Origin of the sequence: Pseudomonas typographi, assembly GCF_014694385.1 — a bacterium.
Taxonomy (GTDB): Bacteria; Pseudomonadota; Gammaproteobacteria; order Pseudomonadales; family Pseudomonadaceae; genus Aquipseudomonas; species Aquipseudomonas typographi.
The window spans coordinates 231,215-249,474 of sequence record NZ_JAAOCA010000002.1 but is presented as its reverse complement, the minus strand read 5'-3'; the positions used below and the strand labels follow the sequence as shown (position 1 = coordinate 249,474).

The 18,260-nt window shown below is 62.4% G+C and carries 18 protein-coding genes; 8 read left to right on the top strand and 10 right to left on the bottom strand.

Annotation, left to right across the window (positions count from 1 at the left end):
* The 3 genes from HAQ05_RS02465 to HAQ05_RS02455 are packed head-to-tail and all read right to left on the bottom strand — an operon-like array spanning position 1 to position 2,689.
* Positions 1–780 (bottom strand): ABC transporter permease, encoded by a 780-nt coding sequence (locus tag HAQ05_RS02465; protein ID WP_190417003.1) that lies wholly within the window; start codon positions 778–780, stop codon positions 1–3.
* Positions 781–782: 2 nt separating this feature from the next.
* The gene (locus HAQ05_RS02460; protein WP_190417001.1) at positions 783–1,652 is read right to left on the bottom strand and encodes an ABC transporter ATP-binding protein; all 870 of its coding nucleotides are present in this window, start codon (positions 1,650–1,652) and stop codon (positions 783–785) included.
* Positions 1,652–2,689, bottom strand: a complete 1,038-nt coding sequence (locus tag HAQ05_RS02455) for an ABC transporter substrate-binding protein (protein WP_190416999.1) — start codon at positions 2,687–2,689, stop codon at positions 1,652–1,654. Before HAQ05_RS02455 ends, HAQ05_RS02460 begins: the two co-directional genes overlap by 1 nt.
* 249 nt (positions 2,690–2,938) lie before the next feature.
* Between HAQ05_RS02455 and HAQ05_RS02450 the strand changes: the two genes are divergently transcribed.
* Complete coding sequence (locus tag HAQ05_RS02450; RefSeq protein WP_190416997.1) at positions 2,939–3,715, top strand: hypothetical protein; 777 nt, start codon at positions 2,939–2,941, stop codon at positions 3,713–3,715.
* Positions 3,716–3,793: 78 nt separating this feature from the next.
* Here the strand turns inward: HAQ05_RS02450 and HAQ05_RS02445 are convergent, their stop codons facing one another.
* On the bottom strand, positions 3,794–4,276 hold the full coding sequence (locus HAQ05_RS02445) for a GAF domain-containing protein (RefSeq protein ID WP_190416996.1): 483 nt from the start codon (positions 4,274–4,276) through the stop codon (positions 3,794–3,796).
* Positions 4,273–5,163, bottom strand: a complete 891-nt coding sequence (locus tag HAQ05_RS02440; protein ID WP_190416995.1) for a DUF815 domain-containing protein — start codon at positions 5,161–5,163, stop codon at positions 4,273–4,275. Before HAQ05_RS02440 ends, HAQ05_RS02445 begins: the two co-directional genes overlap by 4 nt.
* Before the next feature lie 123 nt (positions 5,164–5,286).
* Between HAQ05_RS02440 and HAQ05_RS02435 the strand changes: the two genes are divergently transcribed.
* Positions 5,287–7,599, top strand: a complete 2,313-nt coding sequence (locus HAQ05_RS02435) for a response regulator (RefSeq protein WP_190416994.1) — start codon at positions 5,287–5,289, stop codon at positions 7,597–7,599.
* Positions 7,600–7,614: 15 nt separating this feature from the next.
* On the opposite strand, the gene HAQ05_RS02430 is transcribed toward HAQ05_RS02435, so the two are convergent.
* Positions 7,615–8,100: a glutathione peroxidase gene (locus tag HAQ05_RS02430; RefSeq protein ID WP_190416993.1), complete on the bottom strand. Its 486-nt coding sequence runs from the start codon at positions 8,098–8,100 to the stop codon at positions 7,615–7,617.
* Complete coding sequence (gene msrB, locus HAQ05_RS02425) at positions 8,097–8,501, bottom strand: peptide-methionine (R)-S-oxide reductase MsrB (RefSeq protein ID WP_190416992.1); 405 nt, start codon at positions 8,499–8,501, stop codon at positions 8,097–8,099. The genes HAQ05_RS02430 and msrB overlap by 4 nt, the downstream gene beginning before the upstream one ends.
* A gap of 158 nt (positions 8,502–8,659) precedes the next feature.
* Here msrB and HAQ05_RS02420 point away from each other — a divergent pair, with 158 nt between their 5' ends.
* The 3 genes from HAQ05_RS02420 to HAQ05_RS02410 all read left to right on the top strand — a co-directional run bounded on the left by HAQ05_RS02420 (position 8,660) and on the right by HAQ05_RS02410 (position 11,777).
* The gene (locus tag HAQ05_RS02420) at positions 8,660–9,871 is read left to right on the top strand and encodes a pyridoxal phosphate-dependent aminotransferase (RefSeq protein WP_190416991.1); all 1,212 of its coding nucleotides are present in this window, start codon (positions 8,660–8,662) and stop codon (positions 9,869–9,871) included.
* A 246-nt stretch (positions 9,872–10,117) separates the two neighbouring features.
* A complete protein-coding gene (gene htpX, locus HAQ05_RS02415; protein ID WP_190416990.1) occupies positions 10,118–11,005 on the top strand; it encodes a protease HtpX in 888 nt (295 codons plus the stop codon).
* 136 nt (positions 11,006–11,141) lie between these two features.
* Positions 11,142–11,777: a DUF2959 family protein gene (locus HAQ05_RS02410; RefSeq protein WP_190416988.1), complete on the top strand. Its 636-nt coding sequence runs from the start codon at positions 11,142–11,144 to the stop codon at positions 11,775–11,777.
* Here the strand turns inward: HAQ05_RS02410 and HAQ05_RS02405 are convergent.
* Entirely contained in the window at positions 11,756–12,412 is a 657-nt protein-coding gene (locus HAQ05_RS02405) for a thiopurine S-methyltransferase (protein WP_190416986.1), read from the bottom strand. The two genes, HAQ05_RS02410 and HAQ05_RS02405, sit on opposite strands and share 22 nt — an antisense overlap.
* Before the next feature lie 107 nt (positions 12,413–12,519).
* Between HAQ05_RS02405 and HAQ05_RS02400 the strand changes: the two genes are divergently transcribed.
* Together HAQ05_RS02400 and HAQ05_RS02395 are read left to right on the top strand one after the other, a co-directional pair.
* The gene (locus HAQ05_RS02400; RefSeq protein WP_190416985.1) at positions 12,520–13,287 is read left to right on the top strand and encodes a DODA-type extradiol aromatic ring-opening family dioxygenase; all 768 of its coding nucleotides are present in this window, start codon (positions 12,520–12,522) and stop codon (positions 13,285–13,287) included.
* 161 nt (positions 13,288–13,448) lie between these two features.
* Positions 13,449–13,898 (top strand): MFS transporter, encoded by a 450-nt coding sequence (locus HAQ05_RS02395; protein ID WP_190416984.1) that lies wholly within the window; start codon positions 13,449–13,451, stop codon positions 13,896–13,898.
* Between the two features lie 77 nt (positions 13,899–13,975).
* Here the strand turns inward: HAQ05_RS02395 and HAQ05_RS02390 are convergent, their stop codons facing one another.
* Together HAQ05_RS02390 and HAQ05_RS02385 are read right to left on the bottom strand one after the other, a co-directional pair.
* Positions 13,976–15,634 (bottom strand): DEAD/DEAH box helicase, encoded by a 1,659-nt coding sequence (locus tag HAQ05_RS02390; RefSeq protein ID WP_190416983.1) that lies wholly within the window; start codon positions 15,632–15,634, stop codon positions 13,976–13,978.
* A gap of 319 nt (positions 15,635–15,953) precedes the next feature.
* A complete protein-coding gene (locus HAQ05_RS02385; protein ID WP_190417059.1) occupies positions 15,954–16,739 on the bottom strand; it encodes a spermidine synthase in 786 nt (261 codons plus the stop codon).
* 99 nt (positions 16,740–16,838) lie between these two features.
* Here HAQ05_RS02385 and HAQ05_RS02380 point away from each other — a divergent pair, with 99 nt between their 5' ends.
* Complete coding sequence (locus HAQ05_RS02380; RefSeq protein WP_190416982.1) at positions 16,839–18,191, top strand: class II 3-deoxy-7-phosphoheptulonate synthase; 1,353 nt, start codon at positions 16,839–16,841, stop codon at positions 18,189–18,191.
* Positions 18,192–18,260: the final 69 nt, after the last annotated feature.

The following is an 18,260-nucleotide window of genomic DNA, read 5'->3' as shown; positions in this document are numbered from 1 at the left end:
TCAGGCACCGTGCTTGAGCCCACGGCGCCAGCGGGTGAAGCGCCGTTCGATCAATGCCAGCACCGCATTCATGGCCAGCCCCAGTACCGCCAACAGCAGGATGCCAGCGTACATGCTGGGTATCTGGAATACCTCTTGGGAATTGAGCGTCAAGAAGCCCAACCCCGAGTGGGCGCCGATCATCTCTGCGGCCACCAGCGCGGTGATGCTATAGGCCCCGGCCAAGCGCACGCCGGTAAAAATCGACGGCGAGGCGGCCGGCAGTACCACCTTGCGAAACAAAAAGCGCCGGTTGGCCCCCATCGACAGCGCGGAATGCACCAGCAAGGTATCGACCTGCTTCACGCCGCTGATGGTACTGAGCAGAATGGGCCAGAACGACGCCCAGAAGATAATCGCGATTTTCGAGCTTTCGCCAATGCCCAGAAACAGGATGAACACCGGGAACAGCGCCAGCGCGGAGGTTTGCCGGAACAACTGCAACACCGGGTCGAGCACGCTTTCGACGCGGGCGAACCAGCCCATCAACAGGCCTAGCCCCACCCCCAGAACAATGGCAATGCCGAGGCCCGCCAACGAACGCCACAGGCTGGCTGCCAGGTGCTGCCATAGCGCGCCGCTGGCGGCCAATTCGCCGATGCTTTGCAGCACCGCCGACGGCGGGCTCAAATAACCGGCATTGACCCAGCCTAGGCGCGGCAACGCCTCCCATAGAGCGAGGAACAAGATGATGCCCAGGCTGCTGTCAAGCAGCCTACGCGGGCTAAACCATTTAGGCATGCTCACACTCCTATGCGCGGGCCACCGGCCAACGCCGCGCTTTGCCAGGTCTGTGGCTTCGCAGGCGGCACGGCAGGGCCGGGTTGGCCAGTGACTTCATCGCGCAGCACTTCCCAGGCTTGCTGGCGCAGGTGCACGAACGCTTCGGTATTGCGCAGCTCGGCGGCACGCGGGCGCGGCAGGTCTATGTCGAGGATCGCCTTCACCCGGCCAGGCCGGGCGGTCATCACCGCCACGCGGTCGGAGAGGAAAATCGCCTCATCCAGGCTATGGGTGATGAACACGATGGTTTTGTTGTGCGCATCCCAAATGCGCAGCAGTTCATCCTGCAACAGCTCACGGGTCTGCGCATCCAGCGCGGCGAAGGGTTCATCCATCAGCAACACATCCGGCTCGTAAGCCAGCGAACGGGCGATCGCCACCCGCTGGCGCATGCCGCCGGATAACTCGTGGGGGTAGCGGGCGGCGAACCCCTCCAGCCCCACCAGCGCCAAATAGTGCCGGGCGCGTTCGAGCCGCTGCGCCTTGGGCACCCCACGGATCTCCAGGCCCACGGCGATGTTGTCGAGTACGTTGCGCCACGGAAACAGCGCATAGCCCTGGAACACCACCCCCTGGTTGCGGTTGATGCCCCTGACCGGCTCACCATTGACCAGCAAGCTGCCACCGGTTTTAGTGGCCAGCCCGGCGAGGATGTTGAGAAACGTCGATTTACCACACCCCGAAGGCCCGAGTACGGACAAAAACTCCCCTTCTTTTACCTCAAGGTCGAAACCTTGCAACACCTCAACCTGCTCCTGGCGCCCGGCCTCGTTTCGCGTTGAGTAAGCCATTTGCAGGTCGCGCGCCACGATCTTGGAACTTCCCGCCATTACACCGCGCCTTTGGCGAACGGGTTGTACTGGTTGGTGTACACGTCCTTGACCTGCACCTTGCCCGGCTGCAGCTTGCCTTCGTTCTGCAGGATGTCGATGTAGTACTGGATTGGCGGCTCGGTGATGATGAGGTCTTCGACATACGCGTAGCGCTCTACCAAATCAAGCTTCATGCCCAAGCGCTCGGCAATGACCTTGCGGGCGTCGTCGGGGTTGGCGTTGACCCAGTTGCCGGCCTTGGCGATAGCCGCCACGAAATCGCTCGTGGCTTGGGGGTTGTCGCGGATGAAACGGCCGTGGCCGCTGTAGGGGGCCATGCCGCCCAGGCCACCGTCCAGGTCGTAGTCGCTCCACAGCTTGCGCAGTGCCGGGTTGTGCTCGGCCCCCCCGGAAGCTGGCGGGTGAATAATGGCGATGTCTACGTTGCCGGTCACCAGGGTTTGCTCAGCCTGGTTGTCGGGCACCACCACCCAGTTGATCTTGTCGACGTTCACGCCCTGCGCACGCAGGTATTTTTTGCTGACGAATTCGGCGCAGGCACCGAAACTGTTGAACCCCACGGTTTTGCCTTCCCAATCCTTGGGCTGGGTAATGCCTGAGTCGGCGCGCACGAAGTATTTCATGTGCGGTGCTTCTTGCAGCGTTTTGCCGCCGGCGGCGATCACCTTCAGGTCCAGGCCACTGGCAATGGCGCTGATCACCAAGGGCACCATGCGCGTGCCGAAGTCGATCTCACCGGTACCGACCAATGGAATGATCTGCGGCGCGGCGATCTTGCCGATGTACTGCGGGCGCGCCTGTGTGCCTTCGAAGTAGCCCAATGAATCGGCCAGGTACACCAGGTCGAAGGCCGGGTTGTCGGGGTATTTGAAGGCGACCGGCTTATCCCCGGCCTGCTTGATCACCCCCGGGGCGCCTGCGTTTTTGGCCGGCTCCTCTTTATCGCACCCGGCCAACCAGCTACCTGCGGCGCCCACGGCCCCCAATAAGGCCAGGTTTTTAACGAACGTTCTTCGGGTGGAGGGCGTAACCATGGCAAAGTCCTGAGAGTGCGGTGATAGCCCGCCATGCTGCATTCCTTTGGTTATACTTAGAAATAATTTAATCATTTATCGTTATAACAAATGATTATTGCCTTATGGCCACCTCGTCAGTACCCCGTCGCGAGGCTATGCCACAGCGCGAGCAGCGCGCATAATGGCCCGAGGCCAGAATGCCCGGCGCACTGAACTTCGCCCCCGGCACTGAACACTACACTTAGGACACAGCACGAGGGCACAACCGTGACGCCCATGATGATTACCCTGCTGATCGTTGCGGGGGTGGCCGTACTCATCGCGATCGGCCTTCTCAATAATACGATCGAAGCCAATAAGGTTGCGCGCACCCGCTTGCGCCACGAATTGACCGACCGCCTGCGCCGCTGCGCGGACATCAGCGAAACCTTCCCCGGCCAGTTGATTACGCCTGAGCTGAAGTTGCTGCTCTACCGCATCGAACTGCACATGAGCCAAAAGCTACTGCCGCTGGATAAAGGCAACACCGCGCTCAAGGCGCGCATTCCCGAACTCGAGGCGCTGGTAGCGCAGGGCAACGAGGTGCAGGTGAACAACCCGCCCAACCCTATCCTTACCGAAGATCGCGCCAAGGAAGTCAGCTACCAGCTAGAGGTGATGCACCACCAGATCATCCGCGCCACCCAAGAAGGCGTGCTGGCCCCGGGCGAGTCCCGCCACTGGGTCAACCAGATCCGCCACCTGCTGGTGCTGCTGCACATCGAGTTCTTCAACAACCTCGGCCAACAAGCCTTCCAACAAGGCGAGCCGGGCCATGCGCGGCTGGCCTTCGAGCGCGGCGTACAATACCTGAAGAAACAGCCGGAACCCTCGGTGTACAGCGAACAACTGCGCTACCTCGAAAAACTCCTGGCCCGGGCCAACGACATGGTGATGAACAACATCCGCCACCATCAGGACGACGCCAGTGCACTCACCGAAGGCCTGAAAGACCTCACCGCCGATGAAGAAGCCCAATGGAAGAAACGGGCGATTTACGACTGAGCGTTAACCGACCCGCTTCACCCAGCAAAGCCTGTGTGGGGCGGCTGTAGCATCGGGCGGCGCGCGTGGGTAAGCGGCCTATAGGTCGGTCGCCTCCAGAAATACCGCCAGCAATGCCTCGATGCCGGCCTGGTCGGCTTCGCTGAAGCGCCCAACCCGTGGGCTGTCCAGGTCGAACACGCCGAGCAGGCGGCCTTGCTTGACCAGTGGCACCACCAGTTCACTGTTCGAGGCGCTGTCGCAGGCGATATGCCCGGCGAAGGTGTGCACGTCTTCGACCCGTTGCGGCCGGCCGCTGGCGGCAGCGGTGCCACATACGCCTTGGCCGAAGGGAATGCGCACGCAGGCCACCTTGCCCTGGAACGGCCCCAATAACAGCTCGCCATTGCGGTTCAGGTAAAACCCCGCCCAGTTCAGGTCAGGCAGTTCGTTGAACACAAACGCCGAGAATTGCGCGGCGTTGGCGATGAAATCCCGTTCGCCGGCCAGCAACGCTTGAAGTTGCGCCACCCACAGTGGGTAGCCTTCCAGCCCGTCGCCGGTGGCGTTCAAATCGATCATGGATGCGTCTCCAAAAGCTTCAGGCCCACCCAGTAGCGGGCAAATTGATAGGCACAGCGGCCATTGCGGTTGCCGCGGGCAGTAGCCCAGCGCACCGCGTTTTTTTCCAGCTCTTCATCACGGGCCCAAGCCAGCCCCGCCTGGCTGGCGATCTCGGCCACCCAATGGCAGACCACATCCAAGTAATGGCCTTGGCTAAACGGGTAAAACGACAACCACAGGCCAAAACGGTCAGAGAGGGCGATTTTGTCTTCGACGGCCTCACTGGGATGCAGCTCGCCATCGACCTGCTGCCAATGGTCGTTGTCGCTTTGGTTTTCTGGCACCAAATGGCGGCGGTTGGAGGTGGCGTACAGCAACAGGTTTTCCGGCGCCTGTTCCAGCGACCCGTCCAGCACGCTCTTGAGCACCCGGTAGTCACCCTCCCCGGCCTCGAACGACAAATCGTCGCAAAACAGTACAAAGCGTTGGGATTGACCCTTCAGTTGCTCTACCACCCGCGGCAGGTCGGCCAAATGGTCGCGCTCGATCTCGATCAGCCGTAGGCCAGCCGCGGCGTGTTCGGCCAGCAAGGCGCGCACCAGCGAAGACTTGCCGGTGCCCCGCGCGCCCCACAGCAGAGCATGGTTGGCCGGCAGGCCGTCGAGGAATTGGCGAGTATTACGGCCCAGTTGCTCGCGCTGGCGGTCAACCCCGAGCAAATCGGCCAGGCGAATATCCAGGCTCACCTCAAGCGGCTGCAGGTAGCCACTGCGGCCGTCGTGGCGCCAGCGCGCGGCCAATGTGCTAGACCAATCCAGGGCCGGGCGCGGCACCGGCAACAAAGGTTCAAGGCGTGCCAATACGGCTTCGGCACGGTCGAGAAAGGCAGTCAAGCGAGCATCCACGTCTTCACCTCAAGGCAGTAACAGAGTAAAAGAGCCGACCGCGTGAACGTGCGCACGGGCCAGGAGTCGATTACCGTGAGCGCCGTGGCGCGAGGCTAACGATCAAGAACCGGCGCAGTATCCATGGATATCAAGTTCACCCACCGCTTGTCGTACAAACAAGCCCGCACGACTGTCGTGGTGGGCCTGGTTATCGGGACACTACTGAGTTTCGCGCAGATCGCCCTGGATTATGCCAGCGTAAACGAAGCCATCAACCGCCAAGTCACGTCGCTGCTGGAAATCAGCCACAACCCGGCATCGCGGATCGCCTATAACATCGACGCCGAATTGGCCGAAGAGCTGACCAGGGGGCTGCTGCGCTCAGAGTCGGTGATTGGCGCAAGCCTGGTCGACAACACCAACCAAGTGCTGGCCAGCGTCGACCGGCAACGCCCGAGCAGCCGCTGCCGAATGCTCACCGACGCACTGTTCGGCACCAATTTGGTCTTCAAAGACCGCCTGTACCTTGACCACATGCCCGCCGAAACCCTGGGCACGCTGACGCTGCGGGTAGACACCAGCGCGGTCGGCACACGGTTTTTAGAGCGTGCCGGTGTGACCTTGGTCAGCGGTTTTATGCGCACATTGATCCTCACCGCCATTTTGTTGGTGATGTTCTACTCCATGTTGACCAAGCCGCTGGTGGGGGTCATCCGCTCGCTGGTCCGCAGCGACCCGCATAACGCGGCCCCTAACCGGCTGCCCTACCCGGCCGGCCACGAACAAGATGAAATCGGCGTGCTGGTGAAGGTCGCCAACCAGCAGTTCGTGAGCATGGCCATGGAAATCCAGCAACGCCGGGCCGCGGAAAACCGCCTCACCGATTACCTCAGCGAGCTGGAAAACATCGTCTCGGCGCGCACCACCGAGCTTAAGGCGAGCAACGTGCGCCTGAGCCAGTCGAATGAAGAACTGGAAGTCGCCCGCCGTAACGCCATGGAAATGGCTCAGGCCCGCGCCGCCTTTCTGGCCAACATGAGCCATGAAATTCGCACACCGCTCAACGGCCTGCTGGGCATGATAGCCCTGGCCATGGACGCCCCCCTGGCCGCCGAGCAACGCCAGCAACTGTCGATTGCCCACGACTCGGGCAAGGTGCTGGTGGAGCTGCTCAACGATATTCTCGACCTGTCGAAATTCGACGCCGGCCAGTTGGAACTGGAGCGCATTCCCTTCGACCTGGCCGCGCTGGTGGAGGACACCGCCAACTTGCTCTCGCAAAATGCGGCACCGAATGTAGAGCTCACCTGCCTGGTGGCGCCGGGCTTTGCCCAACTGGTGCTGGGCGACCCCACCCGGGTACGGCAGATCGTCAGCAATTTGTTATCCAACGCCTTGAAGTTCACCCGTTTCGGCCGCGTGGACGTGCGCTTGAGCGCCGTGGTCAGCGGCGTCAGCATCGAAGTACGGGACACCGGGATCGGCATCCCCAAGGAAGCCCAGGCTAAGATCTTCAAGCCCTTCACCCAGGCCGGCGCGGGTATCACCCGCCAATTCGGCGGTACCGGCCTGGGCCTGGCGCTGACCAATAACCTGTGCGAAGCGATGCAAGGGCGCCTGTCGATAAGCTCCGAGCCGGGTTTCGGCAGCCAGTTCACCGCCGACCTGCCATTGCCCACCCACACCCCTGCCGCCCCGTTGCCTACGCTGAAAGGTCAGATCGTAGGGGTAAGCAGCGCCAGCAGTGGTTTGGCCGAGTTACTGGAAAACCTATTGCCCTGCTGGGGGCTGGTGTATCAGCGCCGCGACCCGGAAGATGCCTTCGACGACATCAGCGCCGACCTGGTGATCACCGACAACCCGCAATGCTTGTTCCGCTTGCGCCCACGCCTGCAAACGCCGATCTTGCTGGTGACTGCCTATGGTAATTTCTTGCCCAGCGACCAAGCCGCCCGCCTGGGTGCCCTGCAGCAACTGGCACGGCCACTGTCCCGCGACGCGCTGTTGCAAGTGTTGCGGCGCACCCTCGGCATGGATATACCCGGCACTGGCGCCGTGCCCCAGGCCGAACCCCGCGCAGAGCGGCGCGCGCGCATCCTGCTGGTCGAGGACAACCCGGTTAACCAATTGGTCGCCCGCGGCATGCTCGGCAAACTCGGCTGCGAGGTGACCGTGGCCGCCCACGGCGGCGAAGCGCTGGCCGAGCTTGAAAACGCCCCGTTCGATTTGGTGCTGATGGATTGCAACATGCCGGTGATGGATGGCTACGAGGCCACCCGGCGGATCCGCCAGAGCGGCCGCTGGCCGCAAATGCCGATCGTAGCCTTGACCGCCAATGCCATGCCGGAAGAACGCGAGCGCTGCCGCGCCGCCGGCATGAACGACTATTTGGCCAAACCGTTTCGCCGCGAAGAACTGATTGCCATGATCGACCAATGGGTGCCGCACGCCTGACCCGAGGGCTGCAAACTACACCAGCAAACGCTCGATTTCGCCGGCGAGCTTGTGCGGTTTGGTGAACGGCGCGAAGCGGCGTACCCGGCGCCGGCGGACATCGATGAGAAACTTGGTGAAGTTCCACTTGACCTTCTCGCTGCCCAGCAGGCCGGGGGCCGCAGCCTTCAAGGCCACGAACAGGCGATGGGCATGCTCGCCGTTGACCTCTACCTTGCGAAACAATGGGAAGCTCACACCGAACGTGGTGTCGCAGAACTGCGCAATGGCGCGATCGTCGCCCGGTTCCTGGTGGCCGAACTGGTTACACGGGAACCCCAGCACCACCAGCCCGCGCGGCCCGTAGGTCTGCCACAGTTGCTCCAGGGCCTTGTACTGCGGGGTAAAGCCGCACTGGCTGGCGGTGTTGACCACCAGCAGGGCCTTGGCATCGTAGTCGGCAAGGGTCTTGCGCGTTCCGTTCATCAACACGCAGGGCACGCTCATCGGGTCCAGCGTCATGCCTGAACACCCCTGGGCCGCAGGTCGAGGCACACCGAGTTGATGCAATAGCGCAACCCTGTCGGTCGCGGGCCGTCTGGGAACACGTGGCCCAGGTGGGCATTGCAGGTGCTGCAGCGCACCTCGGTGCGGATCATGCCGTGGGTGCTGTCGCGCAGTTCGATCATGGCATTGTTGGCGATCGGCTCATAAAAGCTTGGCCACCCGCAACCGGAGTCGAACTTGGCCCGTGAATCGAACAATGGCGCCTCGCAGCAAATGCAATGGTACACGCCATCGGTTTTGGTGGTGTTGTATTTACCGCTGAAGGGCGGCTCGGTTCCGGCCAGGCGGCATACGCGGTACTGCTCGGGGTCGAGCATGGCGCGCCACTCCTCCAGGGTTTTGTCGAACTTGGGCATGGGTACACCTCAGCAGTGGAAAAAGCCCGCACTGTGTCTTTTCGGTGAATCGGCTGGCACGTATGATTGCGCCGTATCGATGCGCCAGTCTGTCACCCGCGCCGTTGCTGTTCAAACCCCTTTTTTGTGGGCGCTCGCGTCTTACCCAGGATCCCAACATGCAGTTCAGCAAATCGAACAAGCTCGCCAACGTGTGCTATGACATCCGCGGCCCGGTGCTCAAGCACGCCAAGCGCCTGGAAGAAGAAGGCCACCGCATACTCAAGCTGAACATCGGCAACCCGGCACCATTCGGCTTCGAGGCTCCGGAAGAAATCCTCCAGGACGTCATCCGCAACCTGCCCACCGCCCAAGGGTACAGCGACTCCAAGGGCCTGTTCAGCGCCCGCAAGGCGGTGATGCAGTACTGCCAGCAAAAAGAGATCGCCGGTGTCGGCATCGAAGACATCTACCTGGGCAACGGGGTGTCAGAACTCATCGTGATGTCGATGCAAGCGCTGCTCAACAACGGCGATGAAGTGCTCATCCCGGCACCGGACTACCCTCTGTGGACGGCGTCGGTGAGCCTGGCCGGCGGCAATGCGGTGCACTACCTGTGCGACGAGCAGGCCGACTGGGCGCCGGACCTGGCCGACATCAAGGCCAAGATCACGCCCAACACTAAGGCCATGGTGATCATCAACCCGAACAACCCCACCGGCGCGGTGTACTCCCGCGAAGTGCTGCTGGGCATGCTGGAACTGGCGCGCCAACATAACCTGGTGGTGTTTTCCGACGAAATCTACGACAAGATCCTTTACGACGCCGCGGTGCACGTCAGCACCGCGGCGCTGGCCCCGGACCTGCTGTGCCTGACCTTCAACGGCCTGTCGAAATCCTATCGGGTGGCCGGCTTTCGCTCCGGTTGGCTGATTATCTCCGGGCCCAAGCACCAAGCCCAGAGCTACATCGAAGGGCTCGACATCCTCGCCAACATGCGCCTGTGCGCTAACGTGCCGGCACAACACGCGATCCAGACCGCCCTGGGCGGCTACCAAAGCATCAACGACCTGGTACTGCCGCCAGGCCGCCTGCTCGAGCAGCGCAACCGCGCTTGGGAACTGCTCAACGACATCCCTGGGGTGTCGTGCGTCAAACCCATGGGCGCGCTGTACGCCTTCCCACGGATCGACCCCAAGGTGTGCCCGATCGCCAACGACGAGAAATTCGTGCTCGACCTGCTGCTGTCGGAAAAACTGCTAGTGGTACAAGGCACCGCGTTCAACTGGCCATGGCCGGACCACTTCCGGGTGGTCACGCTGCCGCGCGTCGATGACCTGGAGCAGGCCATCAGCCGCATCGGCAGCTTCGTGCGCGGCTATCGCCAGTGATGAAAACGGCGCCACCCCAGCGGCGGCGCCGTCACGTTTTGGCTCAATTGCCTAAGCAGCCGGCGAAACCATTCAGCAGCAATGTTTTCACGCTAGGCCACAGGGCCAGAGGGTTCCACCTAGGCAGCCCTTGTAGGAAAATTCCTGCGACATAGTTTGTAATAGTACCTTGGTTGAATCCCTCCACTGGCAACCTTATATACCCGACTAAGCTTCATACTTACCCGTCAGGAGTACTTTCACACCATGATGCGCATCCTGCTGTTCGTGGCCACCAACCTTGCGGTCGTGCTGATAGCCAGCATCACCCTGAGCCTGTTCGGCTTCAACGGCTTCATGGCCGCCAACGGGGTGGACCTCAACCTCAACCAGTTGCTGATTTTCTGCGCCGTCTTCGGGTTCGCCGGCTCGCTGTTCTCGCTGTTCATCTCCAAGTGGATGGCCAAGATGAGCACTGGCACCCAGACCATCACCCAGCCACGCACCCGCCACGAGCAGTGGCTGATGCAAACGGTGGAACAACTCTCCCGCGAGGCGGGCATCAAAATGCCGGAGGTCGGTATCTTCCCGGCTTACGAGGCCAACGCCTTCGCCACCGGCTGGAACCGCAACGACGCCCTGGTCGCGGTCAGCCAGGGCCTGCTCGAGCGGTTCTCGCCGGATGAAGTGCGCGCGGTACTGGCCCACGAGATCGGCCATGTGGCCAACGGCGACATGGTCACCCTGGCGTTGGTCCAAGGTGTGGTCAACACCTTCGTGATGTTCTTCGCGCGGATCATCGGCAATTTCGTCGACAAGGTGATTTTCAAGAACGAAGAGGGCCAGGGTATCGCCTACTTCATCGCCACCATCTTCGCCGAGATCGTATTGGGCATCCTCGCCAGCATCATCGTGATGTGGTTCTCGCGGCGCCGCGAATACCGCGCCGACGAAGCCGGCGCGCAATTGGCCGGCACCGGTGCGATGATCGGCGCCCTGCAGCGGCTACGGGCCGAACAGGGCGTGCCGGTGCACATGCCCGACACGCTCCGCGCCTTCGGCATTAACGGCGGCCTCAAGCACGGCCTGGCCGGCCTGTTGATGAGCCACCCGCCGTTGGAAGAGCGTATCGAAGCGTTGCGCCGCCGCGGTTGATCGGCTAGCCAGGTTGCCTATAGAAGGCCAGCAAAAGCTGGCCTTCTGCTATTTACGCCCAGCAGAACAAGCCTGCCCATGGAAGTTATGCGGTTTTTTCAGGTCCAACGGCCACGCCCACTGACCAAGGCCTAGCATGCGCTACCTTCTGCTATTCACCGCCTTACTGCTCGCCGGCTGCCAAAGCCCCTACCTGTCGATGATGGAAAAGGCCGGCATTCCCAAACGCGAAATCTTCAGCCACCGGGTCGAAGACGCCCGCGATGCGCAAATTAAGGCGCGTTATCAGTTCAACCGCACCCTGGAGCATTATCGCCTGGCACTCGCCGCCCAAGAGGGCGACCCGCAGCAGCGTTATGCCGAGCTTGAACGCGACTATGCCGCCAGCCAAAAGGCCGCCCAGGCTGTGGAGCCTCGCGTCAACCAGGTCGAGCAAGTGGCCGAGGCAATGTTCCGCGAATGGGAAGACGAATTGAACGACTACCAAACCCCCGCGCTGAGGCAAGCCAGTGCGCAGGAGCTGGCCCAGACACGTGAGCAATACCAACTGTTGCTCGCCAAGATGCGCGATGCACAAAGCCGGGTGTTGCCGGCGCTGGGGGCGCTGAACGATCAACTACTGTTCTACAAGCACCATATGAATGCTCAAACGGTGGGTAACCTGCAACAGGGCTACAGCACGGTGAGCGGCACCGTGGAGCCCCTGCTGATCGACCTGCAGCGCTCTATCGAGGGCGCGAACGGGTTGATTCAGCGCTTACAGAGCCCATAGACCCGCTCGTGCAATTGGGTAACGCCCGCCGCGTGGAACCGGGGGCCGGCCCGCGCTGTTTCATCGATGCACGCCAGAGTTTGCAGCGCCCACCCCGGCCCATACAGCGCCTGCACCTCGGCCGGCAGCACGGAGAACGGCGGGCCAGGGATCTTCTCCTGCGCGTACTCGAGGCTTAGCATCAACCCGAGGCAACCAGCGGGCAGCAATTGTTGCAGGTGCTCCACATAGGCCTTGCGCATCGCCGGCGGCAGGGCAATCAGGGCGGCACGGTCGTACAGCGCGGTGCAGTGGCCTATGTGCTCGGTGGCCAATTCGAAAAAGTCCCCCTGCCAGATCTCGATCGCACCGCTGCGGTATAGGTTGAAGCTGCCCTGAGCGTGGCAGGTGTACGCCAAGCCCTGCTCAGCGAAAAACGCCTGCACCGCGATGGCCGACAGCTCCACCCCAACCACCCGGTGGCCCCGCGCGGCCAGCCACGCCATGTCTACGCTCTTGCCGCACAGCGGCACCAGCACCCTTGAGCCCGCCCGCGCCATCATCGGCCAGTGAGCGCAGAGCTGGGGGTTGGGGTGGGCGGAATGAAAGCCGATCTGTTGGCGCTCCCAGCGCGCAGTCCAAAAGCCTGGTTGCACTGAATACCTCAAGCATTTCGATGAATTCGTCCAGAAAAAACCGTTGGAATTCGATCGGTCGGTTGATTGAAGATGGCGGCATCTTACTGCATCAAGGCTAACCGATCATGCTCCCCAGCCTATTCATCTCCCATGGCTCGCCAATGCTGGCACTGGAGCCGGGTGCCAGCGGCCCCGCGCTGGCTCGGCTGGCCGAACAACTGCCGAAGCCGCGGGCCATCGTACTGGTTTCTGCCCATTGGGAAAGCCGTGAACTGAAAGTGGCAAGCGGCGCGCAACCACAGACCTGGCACGACTTCGGCGGCTTCCCGCCGGCCCTGTTCGCGATGCAATACCCCGCCCCGGGCTCACCCAGCGTCGCTGCACAGGTGGTCGAATGCCTGGCGGGCGCGGGCCTGCCGGCCACCCTGGACCCCAACCGCCCCTTCGACCACGGCGTTTGGGTACCAATGTCGCTGATGTACCCAGCGGCGGATATTCCCATCGTGCAGGTGTCGTTGCCCAGCGCCCATGGCCCACGCCTGCAGCAGGCGGTAGGCCGGGCCTTGGCCGGGTTACGCGAGCAAGGCATCCTGCTAGTGGGCTCCGGCAGCATTACCCACAACCTCGGCGAACTGAACTGGCATTCAAAAGCCGATGAAGCCAGTGACTGGGCCGAGGCGTTTCGCGATTGGATGGTGGAGCACCTGGCGAGCAATGATGAAGCCGCATTGCTGGATTACCGCCAACGCGCGCCGCACGCGGTGCGTAACCATCCGCGTGACGAGCACTTGTTGCCGCTGTATTTCGCCTGGGCTGCCGGTGGGGCGTTTGAGCGGGTGCACCAAGGGTTTACCTTGGGGGCGTTGGGGATGGATATTTATCGGTTTGGATAAAGGCATCGCCTATCGCCACCTGACACAAAAAAGCTCCGGCGCCCAGTCTTTTGTGCAAGTCACGCAAGGCTTGAAACCGTATATGGGGCAGTGGGTTAGCTCTTCTTGGGGCCACTTTGCAGAACCCGGGTTTGGTTAGCTAGAAGCCACATAACAGCGCCATGTGCGCCCCAATTGCCGGGAATTTGACGAATCGCTTTAATGCGACTCACGTGTCGAGCATTGGCGTATTGATTTTTTGTCTGGGACTGGGCGCGCTCATCTTTCTACCGGAGCGTCCGAGTGTTGGAGACTTCCTATGGCGCGTCGTGCTATGCGGTATGGGATACGGTTTTTTCCTCCCGCCAAATAACAAGGAAATGTTCGCAAATGCAGCAAAAACCAGAACTGCCACTGCTTCGGGTGTGCTCTCGACAGCAAGGACGACCGGCCAATCCATTGTCGCTGCTCTCGTCGCCATGGTACTTGCGCTCATGGGCGGATTGAGCGGAAGCACTGAGGGAGAATTCTCAGTGTATGTATTTGCTTTCGCCTGCGCCATATCTGCACTCTCATTGCTTGCCAGCATGGCGCGCATTTACAAACGGCAAGACCAAGATTTAGCGCTCTAAAAAAGCCGCCAGCCAACACAACGTTGACTGGCGGCTTTTTCGCTTAGCGGATGAAGCTTACTGCCTGAAACCTACGGTCAGTCTTCGCGGTACCGACGCAGCTTCAGTTGCTTGCCGGCCACGCGGGTGTCCTTGAGCTTGGTCAGCAAGCGGTCCAGGCCGTCTTCGGGCAGTTCGACCAGGCTGAAGCTCTCACGCACCTGGATGCGGCCGATCGCGTCACGGGCCAGGCCGCCTTCGTTGAGGATGGCGCCCAACAAGTTCTTCGCGGCGATGCCGTCGCGCGCGCCCAGCGCGGTGCGGCAACGGGCACGGCCTTCGCCCAGCGGGATGGGCGCGCGGCGTTCGCGTTCGCCACCCTGGCTACGCTCGCTGCGCTCACGCGGTGCGGCGGTCGGCACCAGGGGCTGCTCACGCTCGACGCTGGCCAAATCCAGTGCTTGGCCGTTGGTGGCCTTACGCAACAGGGCGGCAGCCAAGGCACGCGGGGTGCAGCCCAGGTCGGTGGCCAGGCGGTCGAACAATTCGCCATGGCTGGCTTCGGCATCGGCCACCAGCGGTAGCAAGCTTTTGGTGAGCTTCTTGATGCGGGCATCGAGCACGGCCTGGGGCGCCGGCAGGCGCACTTCGCTGACCTTTTGCCCGGTTACCCGCTCGATCACCTGCAACATGCGCCGCTCACGCGGCGTTACCAGCAACAGCGCGCGGCCTTCGCGGCCGGCACGGCCAGTACGGCCAATGCGGTGCACGTAAGACTCAGGGTCGTAGGGCATGTCGACGTTGAATACGTGGGTGATGCGCGGCACGTCTAGGCCACGGGCAGCCACGTCGGTGGCCACGACGATGTCCAGGCGGCCATCCTTGAGCGACTCGATCACCCGCTCACGCTGGTTCTGGGCAATATCGCCGTTCAGCGCGGCAGCCTTGTAGCCTTTGGCCTCCAGCGCGCTGGCCAGGTCAAGGGTGGCCTGCTTGGTGCGCACGAAGGCGATCAGCGCATCGAACTCTTCGACTTCGAGCAGCCGCAGCACGGCCTGGGCCTTCTGGTCGGCGTGCACCTGCATGTAAGCCTGCTCGATGGCTGCTACGGTCTGGGTTTTGCTTTGGATCTTGACGTGCTTGGGCTCTTTGAGGTGGCGCTCGGCGATCGCGCGGATCGACGGCGGCAACGTGGCAGAGAACAATACGGTCTGGCGCGACGCGGGCATGGCATTGAAGATAACTTCAAGGTCATCCATGAAGCCGAGCTTGAGCATTTCGTCGGCTTCGTCGAGTACCAGGTGGTTCACCGTTGCCAGGACTTTATCGTCGCGGCGCAGGTGGTCGCACAGGCGGCCCGGGGTGGCCACGATGATCTGCGCACCCTGGCGCAGGGCTTTTATCTGCGGCCCCATGGGGGCGCCGCCGTAAACGGCGACAACGCTCACGCCAGGCATCTGCTTGGCGTAGGTTTCGAATGCGGTTGCTACTTGCAGCGCCAACTCGCGGGTTGGCGCCAGGATCAGGGCTTGCGGCTCGCGCTTGCTGAGGTCGATCTTGTGCAGCACCGGCAGTGCGAAGGCGGCGGTTTTGCCGGTGCCGGTCTGCGCCTGGCCGATCAAGTCGTGGCCGGCGAGAATAAGCGGAATCGACTGCTGTTGAATGGCCGAAGGCTCTTCATAGCCTGTGGCGATGACTGCAGCGACGATGCTTGGGTGAAGATCGAGAGCGGCGAAGCCGCCGGTTTCCTGGGTCATGGGTCTGCCTCTAGGTGCATCCGCAAAGACCCATGCTCCAAAACTGCGCATGCCGTGTTGAGACTTGCGAGAGTCGCCCTGGCAGTTTTGGCGGCGGGGATTTGCGAAAACGAATGAATGAATAGAATCGTTAAGAAGAGCCCGGTGGTCCAGGCGTCAGCCGAAGGAGCCTCCGGCAGATAACGCTGCTTAACGCGGCCCATTCCCGGGCCGGCGCGTATCATACCCGAAAGCGCGCCAGCGCGTGAGTGTTTTTTGCCGGCCCGTTACTACCGCGCCAGCCTGCCACCGGTGCTGCTGCCTGCAGCGCGCTGGGCTTTCATGTGGCTGGGCGCAATACCTCGATCAGCGCTGCCAACGAATAGCCCAGTGCCGGCGCCAGGGCCTCGGCCCGCGCCTTGAGGCCGGGCAGGTCCAGGGTTTGGTCAAGGCTGGCGGGCACCAGCAGGATGACATTGCCTTCTTTAACCGGCAGCTCCCAGTAATGCCGGTGGTACAACCCTCGCAGCAAGGCCGCGCCCAGCGGTTTGCCGTTATCATCGCCCCATTGGTTGATCACCAGCCAACCGCCCGGTTGCAGGCGCTGCTGGCAGCGTTCCAGGAAATTCCAGGCCAGGTGGCCCACGCCAGGGCCCTGGTCGGTATAAAGGTCGACGAAAATCAGGTCGGCAGGCTCCGCGCTGGGCAGCAGCTCCAGCGCATCGCCGATGCGGATATACAACCGCGGGTCGTCGGCCAGGCCCAAATGCTCCATGGCCAGGCGCGGCACGTCGGGGCGCAGTTCGATGCATTCCACATCTTCGAGCGGCAAGAACTTCAAGCAGGCCTGGGTCAGCGTGCCCGCCCCCAGGCCCAGAAACAATGCGCTGTCCGGTGCCGGGTGGCACAACGCGCCCAGCAGCATTGCGCGGGTGTAGTCGTATTCAAGCCAGGCGGGGTCCGGGATGAAGGTGCAACTTTGTTCGACGGCCGCGCCGAACTCAAGAAAGCGGTACTCATCGACCTCCCACACCCGGATCAGGCCAAAAGCATCGTGCACTTCGGCGAGCATGCGCTCCTGGCGCGGCGCTGGCGTTTGCGGGGTGTCTTCCACGGTACTGCCCATGTTCAACTGCAAAGCGCCAATTGTGGCGCGCGTGGCCATGTTGCGCCAGTGCCAATGCTAAGATTGCGGGCGGTAACCTATAAACACGAAGAGCCTGCCATGACCGCACCCTGGAGCCCCGACAGTTGGCGCAACCTGCCGATCAGCCAACAACCGGCCTACCCCGACGCCGCCCACTTGGCGCGGGTTGAACACACCCTGGCAGCGATGCCGCCGCTGGTGTTCGCTGGCGAGGCGCGTGAACTGCGCCGGCAGTTCGCCGAAGTGACCCAAGGCCGCGCGTTCCTGTTGCAGGGCGGCGACTGCGCCGAAAGCTTCGCGGAGTTTTCCGCGGCGAAGATCCGCGACACCTTCAAGGTACTGTTGCAGATGGCCATCGTCATGACCTTCGCCGCTGGTTGCCCGGTGGTGAAGGTGGGGCGCATGGCCGGGCAGTTCGCCAAGCCGCGCTCCAGTGGCGAAGAAACCCAGCAGGGCGTGACCCTGCCGGCGTACCGGGGCGACATCGTCAACGCCATCGGCTTCGACGAAAAAAACCGCACCCCCGACCCCGAGCGCCTGCTGCAGGCCTACCACCAAGCCACCGCCAGCCTTAACCTACTGCGCGCCTTCGCCCAAGGGGGTTTCGCCGACCTGCACCAAGTGCACCGCTGGAACCTCGATTTCATCGCCGGCTCGGCCCTGGCGGACAAATACCACCGCCTGGCCGACCGCATCGACGAAACCCTGGCCTTCATGCGCGCGGTGGGCCTGGAAAATGCCCCGCAAGTGCGTGAAACCAGCTTTTTTACCGCCCATGAGGCATTGCTGCTGAATTTCGAAGAAGCCTTCGTGCGCCGCGACAGCCTGACCCACGACTACTACGACTGTTCGGCGCACATGCTGTGGATCGGCGACCGCACCCGGCAACTGGACGGTGCCCACGTAGAGTTCCTACGCGGGGTGCACAACCCCATCGGGGTGAAGGTCGGGCCCAGCATGGCGCCGGATGACCTACTGCGGTTGATCGATACGCTCAACCCCAGCAACGACCCCGGGCGCCTCAACCTGATCGCGCGCATGGGCGCGGGCAAGGTCGAGGCACACCTGCCGGCGCTGATTCGCGCGGTACAGCGCGAAGGCCGCCAGGTGCTATGGAGCAGCGACCCGATGCATGGGAATACCATCAAGGCCAGCAGCGGTTACAAAACCCGCGACTTCGCCCAGATCCTCAGCGAGGTCAAGGCCTTCTTCCAGGTGCACCGTGCCGAAGGCAGCTACCCCGGCGGCATCCACATCGAAATGACCGGGCAAAACGTGACCGAATGCATCGGCGGCGCCCGGCCCATCACCGAAGACGCCCTGAGCGACCGCTACCACACCCACTGCGACCCGCGCATGAACGCAGACCAATCGCTGGAATTGGCCTTCATGATCGCCGATACCCTCAAACAGGCCCAGCCCGCCGCCTAGCCGCCCACCCCTGCCCCTGCCGTAAGGGGCAGCAAGGCGTTATACTGCCCGGCCGTTTTCCAGGAGCCA